At 73.5% G+C, this 21,282-nt stretch carries 20 protein-coding genes and 1 riboswitch; of the genes, 10 read left to right on the forward strand and 10 right to left on the reverse strand.

Annotation, left to right across the window (positions count from 1 at the left end):
• Nucleotide 1: 1 nt before the first annotated feature.
• Both ACTHAM_RS04485 and ACTHAM_RS04490 read right to left on the reverse strand, forming a co-directional pair.
• Entirely contained in the window at nucleotides 2–1,366 is a 1,365-nt protein-coding gene (locus ACTHAM_RS04485) for an ATP-binding protein (protein ID WP_440684773.1), read from the reverse strand.
• Entirely contained in the window at nucleotides 1,363–2,076 is a 714-nt protein-coding gene (locus ACTHAM_RS04490) for a LytR/AlgR family response regulator transcription factor (protein WP_440684775.1), read from the reverse strand. The genes ACTHAM_RS04485 and ACTHAM_RS04490 overlap by 4 nt, the downstream gene beginning before the upstream one ends.
• A gap of 239 nt (nucleotides 2,077–2,315) precedes the next feature.
• Here ACTHAM_RS04490 and ACTHAM_RS04495 point away from each other — a divergent pair, with 239 nt between their 5' ends.
• Nucleotides 2,316–3,863: a methyl-accepting chemotaxis protein gene (locus ACTHAM_RS04495; protein WP_440684777.1), complete on the forward strand. Its 1,548-nt coding sequence runs from the start codon at nucleotides 2,316–2,318 to the stop codon at nucleotides 3,861–3,863.
• Nucleotides 3,864–3,930: 67 nt separating this feature from the next.
• On the opposite strand, the gene ACTHAM_RS04500 is transcribed toward ACTHAM_RS04495, so the two are convergent.
• Nucleotides 3,931–4,425, reverse strand: a complete 495-nt coding sequence (locus ACTHAM_RS04500) for a hypothetical protein (protein WP_440684779.1) — start codon at nucleotides 4,423–4,425, stop codon at nucleotides 3,931–3,933.
• Between the two features lie 216 nt (nucleotides 4,426–4,641).
• On the opposite strand from ACTHAM_RS04500, the gene ACTHAM_RS04505 reads away from it, so the two are divergent.
• Nucleotides 4,642–5,082: a VanZ family protein gene (locus ACTHAM_RS04505; RefSeq protein ID WP_440684781.1), complete on the forward strand. Its 441-nt coding sequence runs from the start codon at nucleotides 4,642–4,644 to the stop codon at nucleotides 5,080–5,082.
• On the opposite strand, the gene ACTHAM_RS04510 is transcribed toward ACTHAM_RS04505, so the two are convergent.
• Nucleotides 4,985–8,782: a hypothetical protein gene (locus ACTHAM_RS04510; protein WP_440684783.1), complete on the reverse strand. Its 3,798-nt coding sequence runs from the start codon at nucleotides 8,780–8,782 to the stop codon at nucleotides 4,985–4,987. The genes ACTHAM_RS04505 and ACTHAM_RS04510 overlap by 98 nt on opposite strands.
• A gap of 147 nt (nucleotides 8,783–8,929) precedes the next feature.
• On the opposite strand from ACTHAM_RS04510, the gene ACTHAM_RS04515 reads away from it, so the two are divergent.
• The 5 genes from ACTHAM_RS04515 (at nucleotide 8,930) to ACTHAM_RS04535 (ending at nucleotide 12,120) form a co-directional block, all read left to right on the forward strand.
• Nucleotides 8,930–9,313: a DUF6916 family protein gene (locus ACTHAM_RS04515; protein WP_440684785.1), complete on the forward strand. Its 384-nt coding sequence runs from the start codon at nucleotides 8,930–8,932 to the stop codon at nucleotides 9,311–9,313.
• Between the two features lie 2 nt (nucleotides 9,314–9,315).
• The gene (locus tag ACTHAM_RS04520) at nucleotides 9,316–9,834 is read left to right on the forward strand and encodes a phage tail protein (protein WP_440684787.1); all 519 of its coding nucleotides are present in this window, start codon (nucleotides 9,316–9,318) and stop codon (nucleotides 9,832–9,834) included.
• A 9-nt stretch (nucleotides 9,835–9,843) separates the two neighbouring features.
• The gene (locus tag ACTHAM_RS04525; protein ID WP_440684789.1) at nucleotides 9,844–10,878 is read left to right on the forward strand and encodes a phage tail protein; all 1,035 of its coding nucleotides are present in this window, start codon (nucleotides 9,844–9,846) and stop codon (nucleotides 10,876–10,878) included.
• A 70-nt stretch (nucleotides 10,879–10,948) separates the two neighbouring features.
• Nucleotides 10,949–11,383, forward strand: coding sequence for an OsmC family protein (locus tag ACTHAM_RS04530; protein WP_440684791.1), 435 nt, complete (start codon nucleotides 10,949–10,951; stop codon nucleotides 11,381–11,383).
• A 5-nt stretch (nucleotides 11,384–11,388) separates the two neighbouring features.
• Complete coding sequence (locus tag ACTHAM_RS04535) at nucleotides 11,389–12,120, forward strand: hypothetical protein (RefSeq protein ID WP_440684793.1); 732 nt, start codon at nucleotides 11,389–11,391, stop codon at nucleotides 12,118–12,120.
• Between the two features lie 2 nt (nucleotides 12,121–12,122).
• On the opposite strand, the gene ACTHAM_RS04540 is transcribed toward ACTHAM_RS04535, so the two are convergent.
• Nucleotides 12,123–13,112, reverse strand: coding sequence for an aldo/keto reductase (locus tag ACTHAM_RS04540; protein ID WP_440684795.1), 990 nt, complete (start codon nucleotides 13,110–13,112; stop codon nucleotides 12,123–12,125).
• A 241-nt stretch (nucleotides 13,113–13,353) separates the two neighbouring features.
• Here ACTHAM_RS04540 and ddaH point away from each other — a divergent pair, with 241 nt between their 5' ends.
• Together ddaH and rocD are read left to right on the forward strand one after the other, a co-directional pair.
• Complete coding sequence (ddaH, locus tag ACTHAM_RS04545) at nucleotides 13,354–14,187, forward strand: dimethylargininase (protein WP_440684797.1); 834 nt, start codon at nucleotides 13,354–13,356, stop codon at nucleotides 14,185–14,187.
• Between the two features lie 46 nt (nucleotides 14,188–14,233).
• Nucleotides 14,234–15,457, forward strand: coding sequence for an ornithine--oxo-acid transaminase (rocD, locus tag ACTHAM_RS04550; RefSeq protein ID WP_440684799.1), 1,224 nt, complete (start codon nucleotides 14,234–14,236; stop codon nucleotides 15,455–15,457).
• 60 nt (nucleotides 15,458–15,517) lie between these two features.
• Here the strand turns inward: rocD and ACTHAM_RS04555 are convergent, their stop codons facing one another.
• Nucleotides 15,518–16,807, reverse strand: coding sequence for a hypothetical protein (locus ACTHAM_RS04555; protein ID WP_440684801.1), 1,290 nt, complete (start codon nucleotides 16,805–16,807; stop codon nucleotides 15,518–15,520).
• A 248-nt stretch (nucleotides 16,808–17,055) separates the two neighbouring features.
• Between ACTHAM_RS04555 and ACTHAM_RS04560 the strand changes: the two genes are divergently transcribed.
• The gene (locus ACTHAM_RS04560; RefSeq protein ID WP_440684803.1) at nucleotides 17,056–17,565 is read left to right on the forward strand and encodes an Lrp/AsnC family transcriptional regulator; all 510 of its coding nucleotides are present in this window, start codon (nucleotides 17,056–17,058) and stop codon (nucleotides 17,563–17,565) included.
• 4 nt (nucleotides 17,566–17,569) lie between these two features.
• Here ACTHAM_RS04560 and ACTHAM_RS04565 read toward each other — a convergent pair whose 3' ends face one another.
• The 4 genes from ACTHAM_RS04565 to ACTHAM_RS04580 form a co-directional block, all read right to left on the reverse strand.
• The gene (locus ACTHAM_RS04565) at nucleotides 17,570–18,526 is read right to left on the reverse strand and encodes a universal stress protein (protein ID WP_440684805.1); all 957 of its coding nucleotides are present in this window, start codon (nucleotides 18,524–18,526) and stop codon (nucleotides 17,570–17,572) included.
• A gap of 134 nt (nucleotides 18,527–18,660) precedes the next feature.
• The gene (locus ACTHAM_RS04570) at nucleotides 18,661–19,179 is read right to left on the reverse strand and encodes an HNH endonuclease (RefSeq protein WP_440684807.1); all 519 of its coding nucleotides are present in this window, start codon (nucleotides 19,177–19,179) and stop codon (nucleotides 18,661–18,663) included.
• Nucleotides 19,180–19,432: 253 nt separating this feature from the next.
• Nucleotides 19,433–20,191 (reverse strand): C40 family peptidase, encoded by a 759-nt coding sequence (locus ACTHAM_RS04575; RefSeq protein WP_440684809.1) that lies wholly within the window; start codon nucleotides 20,189–20,191, stop codon nucleotides 19,433–19,435.
• A gap of 2 nt (nucleotides 20,192–20,193) precedes the next feature.
• Nucleotides 20,194–20,391, reverse strand: a riboswitch (cyclic di-AMP (ydaO/yuaA leader).
• Between the two features lie 140 nt (nucleotides 20,392–20,531).
• On the reverse strand, nucleotides 20,532–21,248 hold the full coding sequence (locus ACTHAM_RS04580; RefSeq protein ID WP_440684811.1) for a metal-dependent transcriptional regulator: 717 nt from the start codon (nucleotides 21,246–21,248) through the stop codon (nucleotides 20,532–20,534).
• Between the last annotated feature and the right edge of the window lie 34 nt (nucleotides 21,249–21,282).

Here is a 21,282-nt window from a genome sequence, read left to right on the forward strand (position 1 = left end):
GTCAGGGCGTGGCCAGCTCCTGCTCCTCGGGCGCACCGTGCGGGTGGGTCCGCCAGTCGGTGGCGGGCAGGAGCACGCGCAGCGTGAACCAGTTCTGCTCCGTGCGCACGGTCATCGAGCCGCCGTACTTCTCGGCGGCGTGCCGGATGCTCTTCAGGCCGTAGCCGTGCCGGTCCGGGTCGCCCTTGGTGGTGACGATCCGCCCGTGCTCGAGCTGCAGGGCGCCCGGGAAGTAGTTCTCGACGACCAGCATGACCAGGTCGCCCTGGGCGTACACGGCCATGCGGATGAGCCGTTGGTCGGCGTCCTCGACCTGATCGGTGCCCTCGATGGCGTTGTCGAGCGCGTTGCCGACGACGGAGCAGATGTCCATGACCGACATGAAGCCGAGCAGGCGCCCGTCGGCCACGCACGTCAGCTCGATGCCCTTCTCGGCGCAGATCGCGCTCTTGGTGGACAGCAGCACGTCGAGCACCCCGTTGCCGGTGCGGGTGTGCGTGGCGTAGTCGCGGATGCTCTCCTCGAGCTCCTCGAGGTAGGTGGTCTTCTTCTGCGGGTTGTCCTCGGCGCGGATCACCGCGATCTGGTGCTTGAGGTCGTGGTACGTGCGGTTGACGGCCTCGATGGAGCGCTTGGACTGCAGGTACTGGGCGTGCTGGGTGCGCAGCACGCCGTCGATCGCGGCGAGCTCGGCGCGGGCCTGCGCCTCCAGCCTCAGCCCCTGCTGGGCGTGCAGGGCGACGAAGCCCCCGAAGTCCACCAGGGTGCGGATGTAGAACACCTCGGAGCCCAGGCGCCCGCTGAACGGGGTGCGCGCGCTGAGGAACGACATGTTGCTCATGCCGAAGGTGACCAGGGCGATCGCCGCGGCCAGCGCGAGCTCGCGGTGGCTGACGTCCAGCGGCACGCCCCGCGGGTAGTTGCGCGACTCGACGGCGGCGGAGATGCCGAACGCGGCCGTGTACACCCCGACCAGGAACGCGATCTGGCCGATGCCGGTGGGCGCGGGTGCGGCGTCGAAGAAGAAGCAGTGCAGCTGCCAGTGGAACGAGGCGACCAGCTCGGCCAGCACGAACGCGCGGGCGAGCAGGTAGCCCGCGGCGCGCCACGGCAGCCGGGCCGCGACGCGCAGGAACAGCAGCATGGTCAGCACGGCGACGGCCATGCCGACCGGCCACATCATCAGGGGCTGCCGCCCGGCGACCACCTGGACGACGACCTGCACCCCGAGGAACAGGACCGAGAAGGCCACCAGGCGCACGCGCGGCAGGTGGCGTCCGAGCAGCAGCACGTACACCAGGCACGCGCTCCACTCCGCGATGCCGGTCAGCACGCGGGGGATGTCGGGCAGGGTCGCGGTGATCATCCGTGCCGTCCACCCAGGTAGTCGGTGAGGGCGGCCAGGAACGGCTTCTTGCGCGGGCGGCTGATGAGCAGCTCGTGCCCGCCGACCATCAGGCAGGTGCTGTCCTTCACGGACGTCACGTGCCGCAGGTTCACCAGGTAGCAGTTGTTCGACCGGAAGAAGTTCTTGCCCTCGAGCTCGGCCTCGACGTTCTTCAGCGCGCCGGAGAACGCGTAGGTGGCGTCGGTGGCGTGCACGACGATCCGGTGCTTGATCGACTCGACGAACACGATGCGGGACGTGTCGACGCGGGCGAGCCCGCCGGCCACAGGCACGGTCAGGTAGTCGGTGGCCTGCCGCCGGGCACGCTCGACGGAGCGCTTGAGCTGCTGGGAGAACGCGAAGTACGGCACAGGCTTGAGCAGGTAGCTGAGCGCGTCGACCTCGTACCCGCGGATCGCGTACTGCGCCATGTTGGTGATGAACACGATCACGACGTCCTGGTCGACCTGGCGGATCTGCTCCGCGGCGCTCAGCCCGTCCAGGCCGGGCATCTCGACGTCGAGCAGGAGCAGGTCGTAGTCGGGCCGGTACCTGGCGACGATCTCGCTGCCGTCGGTGAACACGGAGACGGCGAACTGCTCGCCGTGCTCCTGCTCGTACCTGTGCAGGTAGTCGACGAGCAGCTGGGCGCTGGCTGCGTCGTCCTCCGCGATGCCGATCCGGATCATGGTGGGGCCAGACGATACCGGGCCTGCCGGATGGTCACGTTTCCATGCAGAACTCACCCGCAGGCACGTCCGTCGGTGTCAGGTCCGGGACCTGCGGGAACGACCCGCCGCTGAGAGACGTGACGCGCATCACATCTGCGACGACTCACCGGGGCCCGTCCGGCGACGACCGGTCGGGCAGCGGCACAGCCCGCCCGGAGCCGAGCAACGGCGCCGCTCCGCCCACACAGGAGACCCCCGTGACCACACCCGGCACCACCGCCGCGCCCCGCACCGCCACCCCTCGGCCCACACCCGCCGGTCCGGGCAGCGGTGCACACCTGCTCGCCGTGCTCCCCGCCGCGCTGGCCGCGCTCGTCGTGGCCGCAACCTCCGGCGCCGGCTGGCTCGGCTGGGCCCTGGCCGTCGTGGGTGGCGCCGCCTCCCTCGGACTGGCAGCCCGTGCCCGCCACCGGCTCGACGCCTCGGTGCAGCGCGTGCGCACCCTGTCCGCCCAGGCCGCCGCAGGCGACCTCACCGGCCTGCGCGAGCTGCAGGGTGACGCCGACCCGCTCGGCCTCACCAGCAGCGTCGGCGCCGCGTTCGACCGCCTCGGCGGCACGCTCGGCCAGATCGCCCCCGAGGCCAGCCTGCTGACCATCGCCGGCGAGGAGCTCAGCATCATCGGCGACACCATCGCCCAGGGCGCCCGCGGCACCAGCGAGCAGGCCAGCACCATCGAGGAGGCCGCCCGCGACGTCTCGCAGAACATGGAGCTCGTCGCGGCCGCCAGCGAGCAGATGCGCGCCTCCATCGGCGAGATCGCCGGCACCACCTCGGCCGCCTCGCAGGTCGCCCGCCGCGCCGTCGACTCCGTCACCACGGCCGCCTCCACGATCCGCACCCTCGGTGACTCCTCGGCCCGCATCGGCGACATCATCCAGACCATCACCTCGATCGCCGGGCAGACCAACCTGCTCGCGCTCAACGCCACCATCGAGGCGGCGCGGGCCGGCGACGCCGGCAAGGGGTTCGCCGTGGTGGCCTCCGAGGTCAAGAGCCTGGCCCAGGAGACCGCGAGCGCCACCGAGGAGATCTCCTCCATGCTCGGGCGCATCCAGGCCGACTCCGCCGAGGCCGTCACCGCCATCGGCGCGGTCAGCGAGATCATCGACCAGATCTCGGAGTCCCAGCTGACGATCTCCTCGGCGATCGAGGAGCAGAGCCAGACCACGCAGCAGGTCTCCCAGACCACGCAGGGCGTGTCCTCGGCCGTGCAGCACATCGCCGAGTCCATCGCGACCGTCGTCGACCTGGCCCGCTCCAACACCGAGGCCGCCGACCGCAGCCGGGTCGCCGTCGGGGAGATCTCCCGGATGGGCGCCACCATGACCAAGGAGACCGCCGGCCTGCGGTTCGCCACCGCCGCCGGCGAGGGCTACTTCGACATCAGCTGGGACCGCACGCTCAACCGCCTGTCCGACGTGTGCGTGGGCCTGTGGAACGACGCCACGTGCGACGACTACGTGCGGGTGCTGTCCGCCGCCTACAAGGAGAACAAGCCCGGCTGGACGTTCCTGGTCGACTTCAGCGCCCACCCGGCACAGGCCGAGCGGGTGCAGCGCACCCACGAGGCGATGATGGCCGAAGCCGTCCGCAACGGGCTCACCTGGTGCGCGTTCATCGCCTCGAACCCGCTCGTCGCGATCCAGATGCAGCGGCTGTCGACCAAGACCGGGTTCCCGGTCACGTACGTCGCGACCCGCGAGGAGGCACTCGCGGTCCTGGCCCGCGCGACCCAGGGCTGATCCGCCCGAACCACCTGCGGCGGTCCGGCCCTCCCCCGGGGCCGGGCCGCCGCAGGTCCGTCAGGTCCTACCGCAGGTCTTCCAGCAGCGAGGCGTACAGCGCGTCGACGTCGTGCGCACCGCCGGTGGGGATCACGACCTCGTTGCCGAAGCCGGTGTACGTGAGCACCAGCCGGGCGTTGCCCGACAGGCCCGACAGGCTGTCCGGGTAGGCGCGTGCCGGCGCCGTCGCGTAGAGCAACGACAACGCGGACAGCGCCGAGCGCGCCGCGACCTCGATCGTGAAGACCCCGAGCGCCTCGTCGTCCTCGGGGAACGGGCCGCGGGCCGGCATCCGCGTGAAGGTGACGTAGGCGACAAGGTCCTCGGTGTAGACGACCAGGTGCCCGTTGGCCCGGGCCGGCGAGCCGCCGTCGAGCTCGGCGGTCAGCGCGGCGAACACCGGTGCGGCACCGCGCAACGCCGTCCGCACCTGCGCCAGTGCCGCGTCCGGCAGGCAGTATCCGGTCGTCGACGCCCTCTCGACGGCGTCGACGTACAGCTCGAGCGGTACGACGTCCATGCTCTGCTCCCTGAGGTGGCTCGGTGCGGGCCTGCCGACAGCGAGTCCATCCCACCAGCGACGCCCCGGCAACCGGTGGCGCGACATCCCGTCGGCAGCGGTCATCACCCGCCCGCACCCCCACGGGCACGATGCCCGCCGCTCCCGCACAGGTCCTCCACCGGCCCCCCACCGGCGCGGCCCCGCCCTGCCGACCGGTCACGTAGCGTGCCGGGCATGGACCGGTGGCGAGCACGACGGACGATCCGGCTGCTGCTCGCCGCCTGGGCGCTGGTCGTCGTCCGGCTCACCCTGTGGCCGGCCCCCGCGCCCGACGACACGTTCGACGTGGTCCGCGCGACCATCGCCTGGCTGGTCGACCACGGGATCCCGGTGACGTACGCCGGCGTCGAGGCCGTCGCGAACGTGCTGATGTTCGTGCCGTTCGGCGTGCTCACCGGCCTGCTGCTCGTGCGTCGGTGGCCGGTCGTGCCGATGGCGGCCGTCCTGTCGGCCGCCATCGAGCTCAGTCAGCGGCTGTTCCTGCCGACCCGCGTGCCGACCCTGCAGGACGTCGTGCTCAACACCCTCGGAGCGGGTCTGGGCCTGCTGGCGCTGGTGTGGTGGTCGTCGCGCGGCGACGGCGGAGCACCAGCACCGCCGTCCCCGACCCCATGAGGACCACGACCAGCAGCAGCAGGGACGGCACGTCCGCCCCGGTCCGGGCCAGTGCGAGCGAACGTGTCGCGGTGGTGGAGGTCCCCGCGGCGCGGGAGGCGGTGGCACTCGCCCCCGCCTGCGCGGTGCCGCCCGTCCCGCCGCCGGGGGTGAGCACCACGGGCGCGACCTGCAGGCGCACCGGACCCATCACCGTGCTTCCCGCGGCGTTGGTGACCACGAGCCGCACCTGCAGGCCCGTGTCGGCCGCGGACGGCGTGTAGGTCAGCCGGTAGGCGGTGCGCGTCGCCGGGGCCGCCGCCCGGACCACGAGGCTGCGGACGGCCGCCACCCCGGTGACCTCCTGCGTGGTGGCACCGGCGGGGAGCGCACCCCACGTCGAGCCGCCGTCGCGCGAGGCCTGCCAGGTGCCGACGCCGTCGGAGGCGAGCACCACCCAGCCGATGGTCACCGGTGTGCCCGCGGCCCCGGCCAGCGTGCCGGTGGGCGTCACCCCGTCGGGGCCGGAGACCTCCACGGGCAGGTCGACCACGGTGAGCGTCGCCGCGGCGCTGGCCTGGCTGCGCGGACCGGCGACCAGGGTGCTCGTGGCGACCGCCCGCAACAGCAGCCCGTCGTCTCCCGCGGCAGCCGCCAGGTCCAGCACCCCGCCGACGGCCCCGGGCACGGTGACCCAGGTGAGCCCGTCCACGGAGGTCTGCCAGCCGATCGTCGGTGCCGGGTTGCCGGTGGCGGTCACCGTGAACCGCGCGGTGCCGCCCGGGACGGTACCCGCGTCCTGCGGGTCGCTCACGGACGGTGCGGTGAGCACCGTGAGGGCCGCCGCATCGCTGGTCGCGTCGGCGAGCACGCCGTTGCCTGCCACCGCGCGGAACTCGTGGCCGTGCCGTGCGGGCGTCGCGGTCACGGTCAGCGTGCTGCCGCTCGCGCCGACCACGTCGACCCAGGTGCCGTCGGCCGTGGCGCGTTCCTGCCAGCGCACGGACGGCGCAGGGTGTCCGCCCGCGGCCACGGTGAACGTGGCCACGTCGCCGTCGTCGACCGTGGTGCCCGCCGGCTGCGTGAGGATCGACGCACCCTGACGCACCTCGAGCGTGGCCGTGCCGGACAGCACGTCGGGGCCGAGCGGGCCGACGAGGCGGGCACGCACCTGGGTGCCGTCGGCCGCCACGTCCACACCCGTCAGGGTCAGCGTCGACCCGGCACCCACCGCCACCCAGCCACCGGCGCCGCCCGGCGCGAGGGCCTCCCAGGTCACGGTGGGCGCGGGCCGCCCGTCGGTCACGACGGAGAACGTCGCGTCCTGCCCGGCGAGCGCCGTCGCGTCGACGGGCTGGGTGAGCACCGCGTGCACCCAGCTGACGTCGAGAGCCGCCTCCGCGCTGGTCACGACGCGGGGGCCGCTGACCAGCGTCTGCTCGGCGCGGACGCGGAACCGGGCGCCGTCGAGCGCGCGCGTCACCGCGACGTCGAGCGTGGCCGTGGTGGTCCCGGCACCGCTGGTCGTGGTGCCACCGGACAGGTCCGTCCAGGTGCCGGCGCCGGCGTCGAACCGCTGCCAGACCACACGGGTCGGCGCCGGGGTCGCCTCGAACGTCGCCGACAGGCTCACGGTGCCGCCCTCGACGCCCGTGGCCGCCGACGGCGAGGTCGCCACGGTGGCAGGCGTCTGCACGTGCAGCACGGCGACGTCGCTGGTGACCGGGCCGACGGAACCCTGCACCACGGCCCGCACCTGCAGCCCGTCGTCGGCCGCCGTCACCGCCGGGCGCACAGCCGTCGTCGCGGTCCCGCCCGGCACGTCGGTCCAGTCCGCCGTGCCCGCGGGCGCCGTCTGCCACTGCACGGTCGGGGTCAGGTGCCCGGCCACGCCGACCGTGAACGTCGCCTCGTCGCCGACGACGACGGTCGTGCCGACCGGCTGCGTGGTGATCTCGGCACCCCACAGCACCTCGAGCGTGGCGACCCCGCTGGTGGTGGTGCCGACCATGTTCGTGGCGAGCAGCCGGTACCGGCGCCCCTGGTCGGCACGGGTGGCGGGCACGTCGAGCGTGGCGGTCGTCGCACCGGGCACGTCCGTCCACGTCGAGGAGCCCGCGGGTGCGCTCTGCCACCGCAGCGCCGTGGCGGCCGGGTACGCGTCGACGGTCGCGGCGAGGGTCGCCGTCTGCCCCTCGGCCGCGGACACGTCCACCGGCCCCACCAGCTCGGGCACGGAGGAGTGGTCGATCTGGCCGCTGACCGTGACACCGTCGAGCGTCGCCGTCGCCGTCACGGACCTCTCGACGCCAGGGGTGTACCCGACCGACAGGACACCCCCGGTCGTGAGGGTCGCCGGCCCGCCGGCCGTCCCGGACCCCTGCACGAGGGTGAGTTCGCCGACCGTCCCCGCCAGGAGGGCAGCCAGCGCCGGCGCCACGGCCGTCCCGTCCGACAAGGTCAGGTGCGCCGAGGCGGTGGTCGCCACACCCCTGGTCGGGTAGTCGGGCGCGGTCGGCGGCGTGAGCGTCGCGAACGGGACCGTCGTGGCACCCACCGCGGCGGCGCCCGCCCCGGTCGCGCTACCCCACCAGTTGCCGGCGGCGCCGATCGGGCTTCCCGTCGTGGCGAGCACCGACACCGGCGCGGTCGACCCACCGACGGTGTCGGTGTTGCCGACCAGTCGGGACGCCGTCACCGTGCCGCTCGCGAGCGCCAGGGCTCCCCCGCCGCCGGCGACGGCGCGGTCCGCGGAGGAGGTCAGCGTGTTGCCCTCGACGACGCTGCCGGAGATCGTCGCGGCACCGGCCCGGGCCACGGTCGCCCGCACGGCGGATCCGAGCGCAGCGGTCGCGGAGGTCGACGTCACGGCGTTGTGGCGGAAGGTCGAGCCGGTGACGCTCAGCGCCACGTCGTCGGCGAACACCGCACCGCCGGCCAGCACCCCGTCACCGGCCCCTGGGGTGATCACGTTGCCCTCGAACGTGGACCCCTCGATCACCAGGGAGTCGGAGCTGTCGATGCCGAACATCGCGATCGCACCGCCGGGAGCACCGTCGGCCACGTTGCCGGTGAACGTCGAGTCGCGCACCGTCAACGTGCCGCCCGTCATGGACACCGCCCCACCGGCCGCGCCGGCCACCCCCTCGACGCCCGTCGCCGCGTTGCGGTTGTCCTGCACCAGGCAGTCGACGATCGTCAGGCTGTCCGGCGCACCCGGGTCGGCCGACCCGGCCAGGATCGCGCCGCCGCCCGGCCCGGCGTCGGCAGCGGTCGACGCACCGTGTCGCAGCACCACGCCGGTGAGCGTGACGTCGAGCCCGCCGGACATCGACGGGTCGAGGTCGAGGATCCGACGGTCCGCGCCGTCGATCGTGAAGCGCCCCGGGCCTGCCGTGCGCACCGTCACGTCGGTCGACGGGAGCACCGGGTCCACGACCAGGGGCCCGACCGCCAGGGTCACCACGAAGCCCGCCGGCACCACGACGGTCGCCGCGGGCTGACCGGCCGCGCTGCACAACGCCTCCCGGAGGCTGAGCCCGGCCAGCGAGTCGCTGCACCCTGCGTCGACGGGGGCGTCCCGGTCGACCGTCACGGTCAGCTCCACGCCCCCTGCGGCCGCCGCCGTCGGCAGCGCGACCGGTACGGCCAGCGAGGCGAACGCGCTTGCGGCAGCGGCGAGCGCAGCGAGAGCGACAGGGGCGGCACGGCGGGTCGGCACGCTCGGAGCCTAGGAGGATTCACCCTCGCACACGGGGCGAAAGACCCCAGAAGGGGGTGAAGTTCTTCTAGGCTCGCAACGCGCTGACCTGCGGGAATGCGGCAATTCGGATCTTTGGGACAGTCACTCGACCTTCGGAGGCCCCAGGTGCTCACACGCCGCACCGTGCTCGTCGCGGGTGCCGGTGCCGTCGCCGTCGGCACGGTCGGGACCGCCGTCGGCAGGGCCGTCCTGCGCGGGCGGCCGGACACGCTGCCGCTCGACCTGACCGCCCTGTCCGCGCTCGTGGGCACCCGGTTCCTGGTCGACGGCACCCACCCGGTCACGCTCACCACCATCGCCGGTTCTCGTGGAGACAACCCCCGAGCCGAGGCGTTCACGCTGGCGTTCGACGGCGACCCGTCCACGCACGAGGTCCCCGCCGGCATCCACACCCTGCGCCACGCCGAGGGTGAGCTGGTGCTCGCCCTGGGTCCCGTCGGCGCCGAGGGCACGCGGCTCGAGGCCGTCGTCAACCGGACGAGGAGCTGACCATGGAGCCCTACCTCGGGGAGATCCGCCTGTTCGGGGGGAACTTCGCGCCCGCCGGATGGGCCATGTGCGACGGGCAGCTGCTGCAGATCTCGGAGAACGACGCCCTGTTCACGCTGATCGGCACCACGTACGGCGGCGACGGCCAGGAGACGTTCGGGCTGCCCGACCTGCGCGGCCGCCGACCTGTCGGGGTCGGCAACGCCGGCCACGGCGCCGCCGTGATCGGGCAGGCCGGCGGCGTGGAGCTCGCACCGCTGAGCACCACGCAGCTGCCGGCCCACAGCCACACCGCCCTCGGTGCGGCGGCAGCCGCCACCACGGGCAACCCTGCCGGTGCCGTGTGGGCGTCCTCGACCGGCCCGGCGTTCGCCGTCCCCGGCGGCGGGAGCCTGCCGACGGCCCTCGCCCCGAACGCGCTCACCGCGGTGGGAGGGGGCCAGCCGCACGAGAACCGGCCCCCGTACCTGGCGTTGACCTTCATCATCGCCCTCGTCGGCATCTACCCGTCCCCGAGCTGAGAGCACGCCATGGAACCCCTGCTCGCCGAGATCCGGCTGTTCGCCTTCGGTTTCGTGCCCAAGGGCTGGGCCCCCTGCCAGGGCCAGCTGCTGCCGATCAACCAGAACCAGGCCCTGTTCTCGCTCCTGGGCACCATGTACGGCGGCAACGGTCAGACCACCTTCGCCCTGCCCGACCTGCGGTTCCGCAGCCCGCTGCACGTCGACGACCAGCACGTCCAGGGCGAGTCCGCCGGGACGACCGCCCACCAGCTGACGTCCGCCGAGCTGCCCGCGCACCGCCACACCGCGGTGGCCGCCTCGACCGCCACGACCGCCGATCCGAGCGGCGCCCGGTGGGCGACCACCGGCCGCCCCCACTACGCAGGCACCGCCCAGGTCGCACTGCACCCGGGCACGGTCGAGCAGGTGGGCGGCAGCCAGCCCCACGAGAACATGCCCCCGTACCTCGCCCTGCAGTACGCCATCGCCCTCCAAGGCGTCTTCCCCAGCCGCGAGTCAGGTACGGGCGGCGATCCCTACCTCGGCGAGGTGCGGCTCTTCGCGGGGTCCTTCACCCCCGGCGGTTGGGCCGCGTGCGACGGGCAGCTGATGGCCCTCGCCCAGAACACGGCACTCTTCTCCCTGCTCGGCACCACGTACGGCGGCAACGGCATGACCACCTTCGGGTTGCCTGACCTGCGCGGCGCGTCGCCGATCCACCACGGGCAGGGCCCGGGGCTCGAGTCGTACCAGCTGGGTGAGCAGGGCGGGACGGAGACCGTCATGCTGACCGAGGCCGAGATGCCGGCGCACACCCACACGGTGCGGACCGTCGCCGCAGGGACCACCGGCACCAGCGGCAACCCGTCGGGCGGCGCGTGGGCCACCTCCGTGCAGGGCCGTCTGCGCGAGCAGCTGTACTCCACGGACGCGGGCACCCGGCCGATGTCCGAGCAGGCCACGGCCGTCACGGGCGGCGGCGTCGCGCACAACAACATGTCGCCGTACCTCGCGGTGCGGGCGATCATCGCGTTGCAGGGCGACTTCCCGCCGCGCAGCTGAGCACCGCCACGCCGGTCGACACCGCGGGCGTCGCCCCGACCGACGCGATCCGCCGTGGCAGGATCGCGGGATGACTGAGCTGCAGAACGCGCACGGCACCCGCCTGTGGGTGGAGCGCACCGGGGAACGCAGGTACGTCGGCCACAACTCGCGCGGCGCCCGCGTCGAGATCGGCGACATCAAGTACGAGGGCGCGTTCACGCCCGGGGAGCTGGCCAAGATCGCACTCGCCGGCTGCAGCGGGCTGAGCGCCGACAGCGCGCTCTCACGTCGCCTCGGTGAGGACGTCGAGGTGACCATCGAGGTCGGCGGGCTGTCCGACCCCGAGGAGAACCTCTACCCCGAGCTGGTGGAGAACCTCGTGGTCGACCTCAGCAGCCTCGAGCCCGAGGAGCGCGCACGGCTCGTCACCGTGCTGCAGCGGGCGATCGACGCCGCCTGCACGGTCGGTCGCACCTTCAAGGCGGGCGCCAGCGTCGAGCTGACGGTCACCGGGGAGCGCTGAGAGGCGTGCCGCGGCTCGTCGAGGCAGCGCTCGGACGCGCGGTGACCGTGCCGTCCTCGGTCATCCACGCACACGTCGACTCGGTCCGACGACGCAACCCCGAGGCCAGCCCCGCGCAGGTCGTCGCGCTGCTCGAACGTGAGTACCTGCTGGTCGTGGCCAGCACCGGTGGTGCGGTCGGCGCCGCCGCGGCCGCACCGGCCGTGGGGACCGCCACCGCCACCGTGCTGACCGTCAGCGACGTGGCCACGTTCTTCGCCGCGTCGGCGGCCTTCTCGCTGGCGGTGGCCAGCGTGCACGGCATCCAGGTCGACGACGTACCGCGACGCACCACGCTCCTGCTGGCCACGATCCTGGGCGAGTCGGGCGTGCGGATGGTCGGGGACTCCACGCAGATCACCGCGATGCACGTCGGCCGTGCCGTGCTGACCCGGATGCCGACCCGCACCATCCGCAAGGTCAACACCACGCTGACCCGGCGGCTGCTGCGCACGCAGGCCACCCGGCACGGCGGGCTCGCACTGGGGCGTCTGGCCCCGTTCGGCCTCGGCGCGTTCATCGGCATCACCGGCGGTCGGGCCCTGGGCCGCACGGTCGTGGCCGGGGCCCGCGAGGCGTTCGGGCCGGCCCCTGCGCAGTTCCCGCAGGCCCTGGAGGTCGTCGCACCGGGCGGCGTCGCGCACATCGAACCGGCGCCGCAGCCCGCCGAGCACGACGGGGCGGGCCGCGGCGCCTGAGCTCACCAGCGGTCGTGCACGTGCTCCCGGATACGGGTGTCGTACACGTCACGCAGCGCGTCGAGCGTCGAGGCGTCCAACGGGGCCAGGTCGGCTGCGGCGGCGTTGCCCCGGGCCTGCTGGGCGTTGCGGGCGCCGGGGATCACCGTGGTGACACCCGGCTGGTCGATGATCCACCGCAGTGCCAGCTGCGCGGTGGTGGCACCGGCCGGGGTGTGCTCCCCGACCTCGCGGGCTGCCGCGACACCGACCTCGTAGGGCACGCCCGAGAACGTCTCGCCGACGTCGAACGCCTCACCGTGCCGGTTGTAGCTGCGGTGGTCGTCCGCCGCGAACGTGGTCGACTCGTCGTAGCGGCCGGTGAGCAGCCCACTGGCCAGCGGCACCCGGGCGATGATGCCCACCCCGGCGGCTGCGGCGGCCGGCAGCACCCGCTCGAGCGGCTTGCGGCGGAACACGTTGAGGATGATCTGCACCGAGGCCACGTGCGGGCGGGCGATCGCGGCCAGCGCCTCCTCGACGGTCTCGACCGAGACGCCGTACGCGGCGATGCGCCCCTCGTCGACGAGCACGTCGAGGTCGTCGTAGGTGCTCTCGCGCATCAGCACCTCGGTCGGCGGGCAGTGCAGCTGCACCAGGTCGAGCGTGTCGACCCCCAGGTTCGTCCGGGACCGGTCGGTCCACGCCCGGTACGCGTCGAGCGTGTAGGCGCCGGCCACGTGCGGGTCGGCGCGCCGACCCATCTTGGTGGCCACCGTGATGCCGTGCGGGGCGTCGTGCGAGGCGAGGAACTCACCGACGAGCCGTTCGCTGCGTCCGTCGCCGTAGACGTCAGCGGTGTCGAGGAACGTGACGCCCGCATCGGTCGCGGCGCGCAGCACGGCCAGGGCGGCGTCCTCGCCGACCTCACCCCAGTCCGCCCCCAGCTGCCAGCACCCGAGACCGACGACGCCGACGGCGCGGCCGGTCCTGCCCAGGATCCGTGTCTGCATGGCACCGACGCTACCGGGCGGGCAGGGCCCCGGCGTCCGGGCACGGGCAGCGGCGGCACGCGGCCGGGCACGGCGGCCCCGACGAACCTGGGTTGCGCACGTCGCGCAACAGATCGCGGAACAGACCGGACATCGCACAACGGATCGATGGTCGGCGCGCAACACCGCGACACGGGTCCACGCACGGGCGACGCGTACGCTCGGACGAAACCCACCGCCGCGTCCTTCCCCGAGGAGATCGATGTCTGCCAGCGCGCCCGGACGTACCGCCCGCCATTACCTGATGTGCGAGCCGACCCACTACACGGTGTCGTACGAGATCAACCCGTGGATGGACAAGACGCGGTACACGGACGTGGAGCTGGCCCTGCAGCAGTGGCGCCGCCTGCGCGACACCTACCTCGACCTCGGCAACACCATCGAGACGATCGACCCGCTCGAAGGCCTGCCCGACATGGTCTACGCGGCCAACGGCGCGACCGTGATCGACGGCATCGTCTACTCGGCCCGGTTCCGCTACCCCGAGCGTCAGCCCGAGGGCCCGGCGTACCAGAAGTGGTTCGCGGACCGCGGGTACCTGACGCACACCGCCGAGCAGATCAACGAGGGCGAGGGCGACATGCTGTTCGTCGGTCGCACCCTGCTGGCCGGCACGGGGTTCCGCACCGACCGCGCCGCCCACCGGGAGGCCGCCGCGCTGTTCGGCATCGAGGTCGTCTCGCTCGAGCTGGTCGACCCGCGGTTCTACCACCTCGACACCGCCCTGGCCGTGCTGTCCTCCGACGTGGACGACCCGCAGGTCGCCTACTACCCCGCGGCGTTCTCCGCCGCCTCGCAGGAGGTGCTCGCGCAGCGGTACCCCGATGCCGTGCACGCCGTCGAGGCCGACGCGGTCGCCCTCGGGCTCAACGCGGTCTCCGACGGCGAGAACGTCGTGGTCGCCCCCGCCGCCACCCACCTGGCCGGCGCGCTGCGCGAGCGCGGGTACACGCCGATCCCGGTCGAGACCACCGAGCTGCTCAAGGGTGGGGGCGGCGCCAAGTGCTGCACCCTGGAGATCCGTCCCGCCCTCTGAGCCGTCCGACCAACCCACCCCCGCCACCGGGCCCGAGGAGACGAGCATGTCGACCAGCCTGCACGTGAGCGGGTCCGGCCTGCTCGCGCCGAACTACCACCCCTTGCCCGTGACGATCGCCACGGGCGAGGGGTGCTGGGTCACCGACACCGACGGGCGCCGGTACCTGGACCTGCTCGCTGCGTACTCGGCGCTCAACTTCGGGCACCGGCACCCCGCCCTGGTCGCGGCCGCGCACCACCAGATCGACCGGCTCACCCTGACCTCGCGGGCGTTCGACCACGAGCTGCTCGAACCCTTCGCGCAGGCGGTCACCGACCTGATCGGCCCGCACGTGGCCGGCCCGGCCATGGTCCTGCCGATGAACACCGGCGCCGAGGCCGTCGAGACCGCCGTCAAGGCCTCCCGCAAGTGGGGTTACGAGGTCCGTGGGGTCGCCCCCGACCGGGCGACGGTGGTCGTGGCCAGCGGCAACTTCCACGGGCGCACCACCACGATCGTCTCGTTCTCCGACGACGAGGACGCCCGCCGTGGCTTCGGCCCGTTCACCCCGGGATTCCGCGTGGTGCCCTACGGCGACGCCGAGGCCGTGCGCGCCGCCATCGACGAGACGACCGTCGCGGTGCTGCTCGAACCCGTGCAGGGCGAGCAGGGTGTCGTGATCCCCCCGTCCGACTACCTGCCCGCCGTGCGGGCCCTGTGCACCGCCGCCGACGTGCTGCTCGTCGCCGACGAGGTCCAGTCGGGCCTGGGGCGCACGGGCAGCACCCTGGCCTGCGAGCTCGTGGGGGTACGGCCAGACCTGGTCACGTTGGGCAAGGCGCTCGGCGGCGGCATCGTGCCGGTCTCTGCGGTCGTCGGGCGGGCGGACGTGCTCGGCGTGCTCACCGCCGGCACCCACGGATCGACGTTCGGCGGCAACCCGCTGGCGTGCGCCGTGGCCATCGCGGTCGTCGACCTGCTGACCCCGGGAACGCTGCAGGCGCGGGCCGCCGAGCTCGGCACGCACCTGACCGAGCGCCTCGACGCACTGGTCGACGAGGGGCAGCTCGCCCGCGCCCGCACCATCGGGCTGTGGGCAGGGCTGGACCTCGGCCCGGTACGCCCGGGCGGCCCGAAGGACGGCCGGGACCTGTGCGAGCGTCTTCTCGCGCGCGGGGTGCTGGCCAAGGACACGCACGGCGCCACGGTGCGGCTCGCCCCGCCGCTGACGATCGAGCGCGACGAGCTGGACCTCGCGCTCGACCGGCTGGCCGACGCCCTGCGCTGACGGCGGCGGCTCCCTGACGACGGCCGCTGCCTGACGGTGACGGCTGCCTGCTGGTGGCGGCTACTTGAAGAGCACGGCCCCGAACAGGAAGCCGGCACCGGTCGCGCCGCCGACGTACATGGTCGAGACGTCCGTGCGCAGCATCTGCGCGTTGTGACCCGGGGAGTTCTTCCAGCCCGACATCAGGGACGACAGCCCGCCGTTCGAGCAGCCGACGATGTTGTCACCGCCCGAGTGCCAGATGCCGCCCGCGGTCGACATGGTGATCGCGTGCTGCACCAGGTTGCCGGAGCGGTTCACGCTCAGCGTCGGCAGGCCCTGCGAGGCACGGTAGGAGTTGATGGCCTCGCCGATCGCGCCGACGCTGGACTCCGACCCGGACCCACCGGCACCGCGGCAGACCAGGCCGCCGGCGGGGATCCCCACGGCGGCCGGCGCAGCTGCTGCACCTGCTGCACCCGCCGAGGGCGCGGCAGCGCGGGACGTGCGCGGGGCGGTGCTGCGGCGCGCCGCCGCAGCGGCAGCCTCCGCTGCGGCCTTCTCCGCCGCGGCCTTCTCGGCCGCGATCCGGGCGTCCTCGGCTGCCTGCCAGGCTGCCTGCGCCTCGGTGGCCGCCTTCTGGGGTGCGGCCAGGCCGGCGGCCAGCGTGTCGATCGCGGCCGGGTTGACCTGGTCGGCGGTCACCGCGGCGGACACGGAGTCGATGGACGCCTGCAGCTGGGCTCGCGGCGCGTCACCTGCCTGCGGGGTCGCGGCGAGCACCGCGGCGGCCTGCGCCAGCACCGCCGAAGCGCGTGTGTAGGCGGCGTCGTGCACGGTCGAGGTCGCCGCCAGGACGGCCCGCTCCTGCGTCGCGCCCTGGAACACCTCGTCCTGCTGCGCGCCGTCGAGGGTGGCTGCGACGCGACCCTGGGCGCGCGCCAGCTCGGCGGCCCGTGCGTCGGCCTGGGCGTTGACGACCAGCCCGCCGCCGAGCGCACCCACGAGCGCCGCGACCGATGCGGTGACGAGTGCGAGGCGGCGCACGGGGCGTCGGGTCCGGGCCGGTGCCGCGACGGTCTGCGGGGCGGGGGCGGTCGGGCTCTCGAGCGGGGCGGTCGGCGGCGTGAGGACGGCCGGGGCCGCGACGCGCTGGGTGGGCACGATGGGGGCCGGGGCCGTGCGGCTCCGGTCCCGGCGTGCCGGGGCGGACTGAGTCGGGACGACCGGTGCGCCGTGCTCGGCGGCGTCCGGCGCGTCGGCGGGTGCCGGTGCCGGCTGCACACGCTGGGTCGGGATCGTCGGTGCGGTGGTCGCCTCGTCCGTCGCCGTCTGCAGCGGCGAGCGGTTCGCGTCGAGCATGTCCGTCATGTCGGCTCTCCCGTGGTCGGCAACCCGTCGGGGCCGCCTGCGGTGCGCCCGATCCGCCGTCGACGTCCGGGCCCTGCGCTCCGCAGAGTGCCGCGGCGACGTCCTCCCCCACCACATCGGCGCCTTGCACGGGTTCTTTAGGACACATATGTCTGATTCGTTGAATCAACGTGCGGGTCACATGCACGAACGTGCGTCCGTTCCCCCGTTCGGCCCAGTCGACCGACGGCGTGCGCAAGGATGAGCGGGTGTCCGCCGACGCCGACCTGACCGCCGCACCCGACCCGCTCGACCCGCTCGACGCACTCATCGTGCGCGAGCTCGCACTCGACGCACGGACCACCTACGCCGAGATCGGCAAGGTCGTCGCCCTGTCCGCGCCGGCGGTCAAGCGCCGCGTGGACCGTCTCCTCGACCGAGGCGTCATCCGCGGCTTCACCGTCCGCCTCGACCCGGCGGCCCTGGGCTGGCAGACCGAGGCGTTCGTCGAGCTGTTCTGCCACGGGTCGACCAGCCCGGCCACCATGCGCGCCGCGGTGTCGCAGTACCCGGAGGTCGTGGCAGCCAGCACCGTCACCGGTGACGTGGACCTCGTCGTCCAGGTCCGCACCTCCGACATGCGCCACCTGGAGCGCGTCGTCGAGCGCCTCGCCGCAGAGCCCTTCGTCGCCCGGACCCGGTCGACCGTGGTGCTGTCCGCACTGGTGCGCCGACCCGACGTCCCCCCGACCCCGTCAGACCCCTCGCCGACGGCCTGACACCTCAGCCCGCCTCGCTCCCGGCCGGCGACTCGCTCTGCGCCCACGTGTGCGCACGGTGCGTCACGACCATCACCGCGCACTCGGCGTGGTGCAGCACCGCCTGGCTCGTCGAACCCAGCAGCAGCCCGGTGAACCCGCCCCTCCCGCGCGACCCGAGCACCACCAGGTCCGTGGCCTGCGAGAACTCCGTGAGCAGCTGCGCACCCGTGCCGTCGAGCGCGTGCCGCTTGACCACGACATCCGTCCGTCCGGCCAGAGCCCGGTCCACCACCACGTGCAGGCCCTCGGTGACGTCGGCGAGGATCTGCTCGTGGTCCACCGACGCCGGCAACCACGCCAGGATCCCCGTGCCCGCCCCGATCGGCACCCCCGCCACGGCCGTCAGCTCGGCACCCCACGCCGCCGCCTCGTCGATCGCGACCCGCAGCGCCGCCTCCGCCTGGGGCGACCCGTCGATGCCCACCACGATCCGGCGCAGCGGACGCACCGCCGGCAGGCTCTCGTCGTCCGGCAGCGCACGGCCGTGCCCCCGCAACGGCACGACGACCGTCGGGCAGTACGCGTGCGCCGGCAGGGCCGAGGACACCGTGCCCAGCAGGCGGTCCGCGAACCCGCCGCGACCCCGCGTGCCGACCACCGCCAGCGACGCCTCCCGCGACAGGTCCACCAGCACACCCGCGGCGTCACCGGTCACGACGCTCGCCGTGACCTCCAGACCTCGACCGGCCACACGCGCCGACGCGTCGGCGAGCACCGCCTTGGCGCCCTCGAGGATCGCCGTGTCGTCCAGCGCCGCGTACCCGCCGTCCAGCGAGGCCGCCGTGAACGACGGCAACGAGTAGCAGCACACCAGCCGCAGCGCCCAGCCGCGGGCCGTGGCCTCGGCCGCCGCCCAGTCGAGCGCGTGCAACGAAGCTGTCGAACCGTCGACCCCCACGAGGATCACTGGGCGCGGCATGGGTACCTCCAGGTGCTGATCGTCCGATGCCAGTCTGGTCCGATCATGCCTGGTCCGCAGCGGATCTGTGCCATCGCCTGAGCATGTCTTGGCCCTTCCTTGAAAGAACCAGCCACCGCGGACGTCGTCCCGCGTCAGGCGACGGACGACTCACCCGAGCCGAACCACCCCAGGTACGGCTCCCACTCCGAGAGCAGGTCAGGGCTCGACGCCGTCCCCAGCACCGACACCTGCGGGGCCGCAGGGGTGAAAGGCAGCGTCCACCCGAGCTCGGACAGCAGATGGTCGGCCTTGCGGTGGTTGCAGCGGCGGCACGCGGCCACCACGTTCTCCCAGGAGTGAGGTCCCGAACGGCTGCGCGGGACGACATGGTCGATCGTGTCGGCCCGCGCGCCGCAGTAGGCGCAGCGCTCGCGGTCCCTGGCCAGCACCCCTCGACGGGTGATCGGCACCCGTGCGCGCCGGGGCACCTTCACGTACCGGTGCAGGCGCACCACGGACGGAGCCTCCAGCGTCAGGTGCTCCGACCGCAGGACCGCGTCCCCGACCCGCTCCACGACGGCCTTGTCGAGCAGCAGGAGAACCACCGCACGGCGGACCGGCACCACGCACAACGGCTCGTAGGAGGCGTTGAGCACCAGCGTGCCGCTCACCGGGCCGGCTCTCTCGTGGCCCGCCGTGCGGGCCCGCACGGCGGCAGCGTCCAGGTCGGGGCGTCCCCGACGGCGGTCGTCAGCACGGCGTCCTCCTGACCTCGTGCGGTCGGACCGGCTGGCTGCCGGCCCGCGAAGCGACGTGACCTGAGTGGTGCGCGACCAGCGTACGCGACGCCTCTGCGGATCTACCGGGAAACGCAGGAGGCCCCGACGACCGGCGGGTCGTCGGGGCCTCCTGCAGCGTTCAGCGTCAGCCGATGCGGATGAACATCGGGTTGCTCTGCCAGATCTCACGGAACTGGACGGTCTTGCCCGGCCGCGGGGAGTCGATCTGCTGGCTGCCACCGGCGTAGATCGCGACGTGCCCCGGGCTCCAGATGATGTCGCCGGGCAGCGCGTCGGCGGCGGAGACCACCGTACCGATGGACGGGTAGGCACCCGAGGAGTGCGGCAGCTCGATACCCAGCTGCGCGTACACGTACGAGACGAAGCCGGAGCAGTCGAAGCCGTCCGGGGTCGAGCCGCCGGAGACGTACGGGGTGCCCACGTAGCGGGCCGCGATCTCGAGCACGGCGTTGCCGGCCACCGACTGCGGGATCGGGTTGCTGGCCACCGCGGTCCGGGCCTCGCTGCGCGAGGTCGTCGTCGCAGTGGCGGTGCGGGCGGGCGTCTCCTTGACGACCGGCTTGACCGCCGTGACGGTCGGGGTGTCGAAGCTCCACGACACCTCGGCGGGTGCCGTCACGACGGGCGCGGTCTCCAGGACAGCACGCGCGGAGGCGGTCAGCGAGGTGGTGTCGACGGCAGGAAGAGCCCCTGCCTCGTTCTGGTTGGCTGCGGAGGCGGGGCCACCGAGCATGGTGACGGCCAGGCCCGAGGCGGCGGCCACGACGGCCGTCCGACGACCCACCGTGCCCATCTGCTCCGATGCGGCACTGGCGATCTCGGTCAGCGGCGTCGACGGACGCCGCGCCGCACGATGGCGGGCACGAGGGGTACTCACGGTCACGCGTTGCCTCTCCTGATCGCCTACGAGGTGAGCTGTCGGGTTCGGGTGGGAGAACACCCGGTCGTCCGCCGGCCAAGGCCGTCGTGCGACTTCACCCCAAGGACACCGTCAACTTCCCGGTGCCCGCGATTGGGTCCCCCGCCCCTGCCGGCGGTCTGTACGGAACCTCGGACGGCGGCAGGGTTCGGCGTTCCGCTCGAGGGCTACTGGGAGGAGGGTTCCTAGAAGCAGGACGAACGTACAGGACCCCCGGCGCGATTGTCACGCTCCGGTCACGGACATGTCGGGACACGCACGGACGAATCCCCGCGCGTCGCCGACGACACGCCGATCGGCGCCGTCAGGGACGGCCGACGAAGATGTGCCTCGCGACCTCGTCGGGCAGGTCGAGCACCGTGGCCGAACCAGGGGCGCCGATGGTCACGACACCCTCGCCGCGCTCGATCGAGATGGTGCCGCCGGGACGGACACCCGCCTCCTGGAGCCGCGTGAGCAGCTCGACGTCCACCTGCAGCGGCTCGGCGATGCGCGCCACCACGGCGCTCGACCCGCTGCGGTCCAGACCGCCGTCGGTGTCCGCGCTGTCGTAGGCCACCAACGAGGTCACACCGTCGAGGAACGCCTGCTCGGCCGCCTCCTCGTCGATCTCGGCCAGACCCGGGATCGGGTTGCCGTACGGGTCCACGCGCGGGTGGTCCAGCAGCGTGGCCAGACGCCGCTCGACCTGCTCGCTCATCACGTGCTCCCAGCGGCACGCCTCCTCGTGCACGTGCGGCCAGTCCAGGCCGATGACGTCCGTCAGCAGACGCTCCGCCAGGCGGTGCTTGCGCATCACGCGCACCGCCTTGGCCAGACCGTCGGCCGTCAGCTCCAGGTGCCGGTCCCCGGTCACCACCACCAGACCGTCGCGCTCCATGCGTGCCACCGTCTGCGAGACGGTCGGACCGGAGTGCCCCAGACGCTCGGCGATCCGGGCGCGCAGCGGTGTGCGCCCCTCTTCGGTGAGCTCGTAGATCGTCTTGAGGTACATCTCGGTCGTGTCGATCAGGTCGCTCACCGCACTGCCTCCCACGTCGTCGCACGTCGCGTCC

The organism is Cellulomonas soli (assembly GCF_052036975.1).
In the GTDB taxonomy this organism is placed as follows: Bacteria; Actinomycetota; Actinomycetes; order Actinomycetales; family Cellulomonadaceae; genus Cellulomonas; species Cellulomonas soli_A.

What these genes read in the sequence shown, in the direction of transcription:
- ACTHAM_RS04525 (WP_440684789.1), top strand. Translation starts at nt 9,844, where the DNA reads ATGGAACCCCTGCTCGCCGAGATCCGGCTGTTCGCCTTCGGTTTCGTG.
- ACTHAM_RS04555 (WP_440684801.1), bottom strand. Translation starts at nt 16,807, where the DNA reads ATGACGGACATGCTCGACGCGAACCGCTCGCCGCTGCAGACGGCGACG.
- ACTHAM_RS04565 (WP_440684805.1), bottom strand. Translation starts at nt 18,526, where the DNA reads ATGCCGCGCCCAGTGATCCTCGTGGGGGTCGACGGTTCGACAGCTTCG.
- ACTHAM_RS04490 (WP_440684775.1), bottom strand. Translation starts at nt 2,076, where the DNA reads ATGATCCGGATCGGCATCGCGGAGGACGACGCAGCCAGCGCCCAGCTG.
- ACTHAM_RS04500 (WP_440684779.1), bottom strand. Translation starts at nt 4,425, where the DNA reads ATGGACGTCGTACCGCTCGAGCTGTACGTCGACGCCGTCGAGAGGGCG.
- ACTHAM_RS04505 (WP_440684781.1), top strand. Translation starts at nt 4,642, where the DNA reads ATGGACCGGTGGCGAGCACGACGGACGATCCGGCTGCTGCTCGCCGCC.
- ddaH (WP_440684797.1), top strand. Translation starts at nt 13,354, where the DNA reads ATGTCTGCCAGCGCGCCCGGACGTACCGCCCGCCATTACCTGATGTGC.
- ACTHAM_RS04485 (WP_440684773.1), bottom strand. Translation starts at nt 1,366, where the DNA reads ATGATCACCGCGACCCTGCCCGACATCCCCCGCGTGCTGACCGGCATC.
- rocD (WP_440684799.1), top strand. Translation starts at nt 14,234, where the DNA reads ATGTCGACCAGCCTGCACGTGAGCGGGTCCGGCCTGCTCGCGCCGAAC.
- ACTHAM_RS04530 (WP_440684791.1), top strand. Translation starts at nt 10,949, where the DNA reads ATGACTGAGCTGCAGAACGCGCACGGCACCCGCCTGTGGGTGGAGCGC.
- ACTHAM_RS04520 (WP_440684787.1), top strand. Translation starts at nt 9,316, where the DNA reads ATGGAGCCCTACCTCGGGGAGATCCGCCTGTTCGGGGGGAACTTCGCG.
- ACTHAM_RS04540 (WP_440684795.1), bottom strand. Translation starts at nt 13,112, where the DNA reads ATGCAGACACGGATCCTGGGCAGGACCGGCCGCGCCGTCGGCGTCGTC.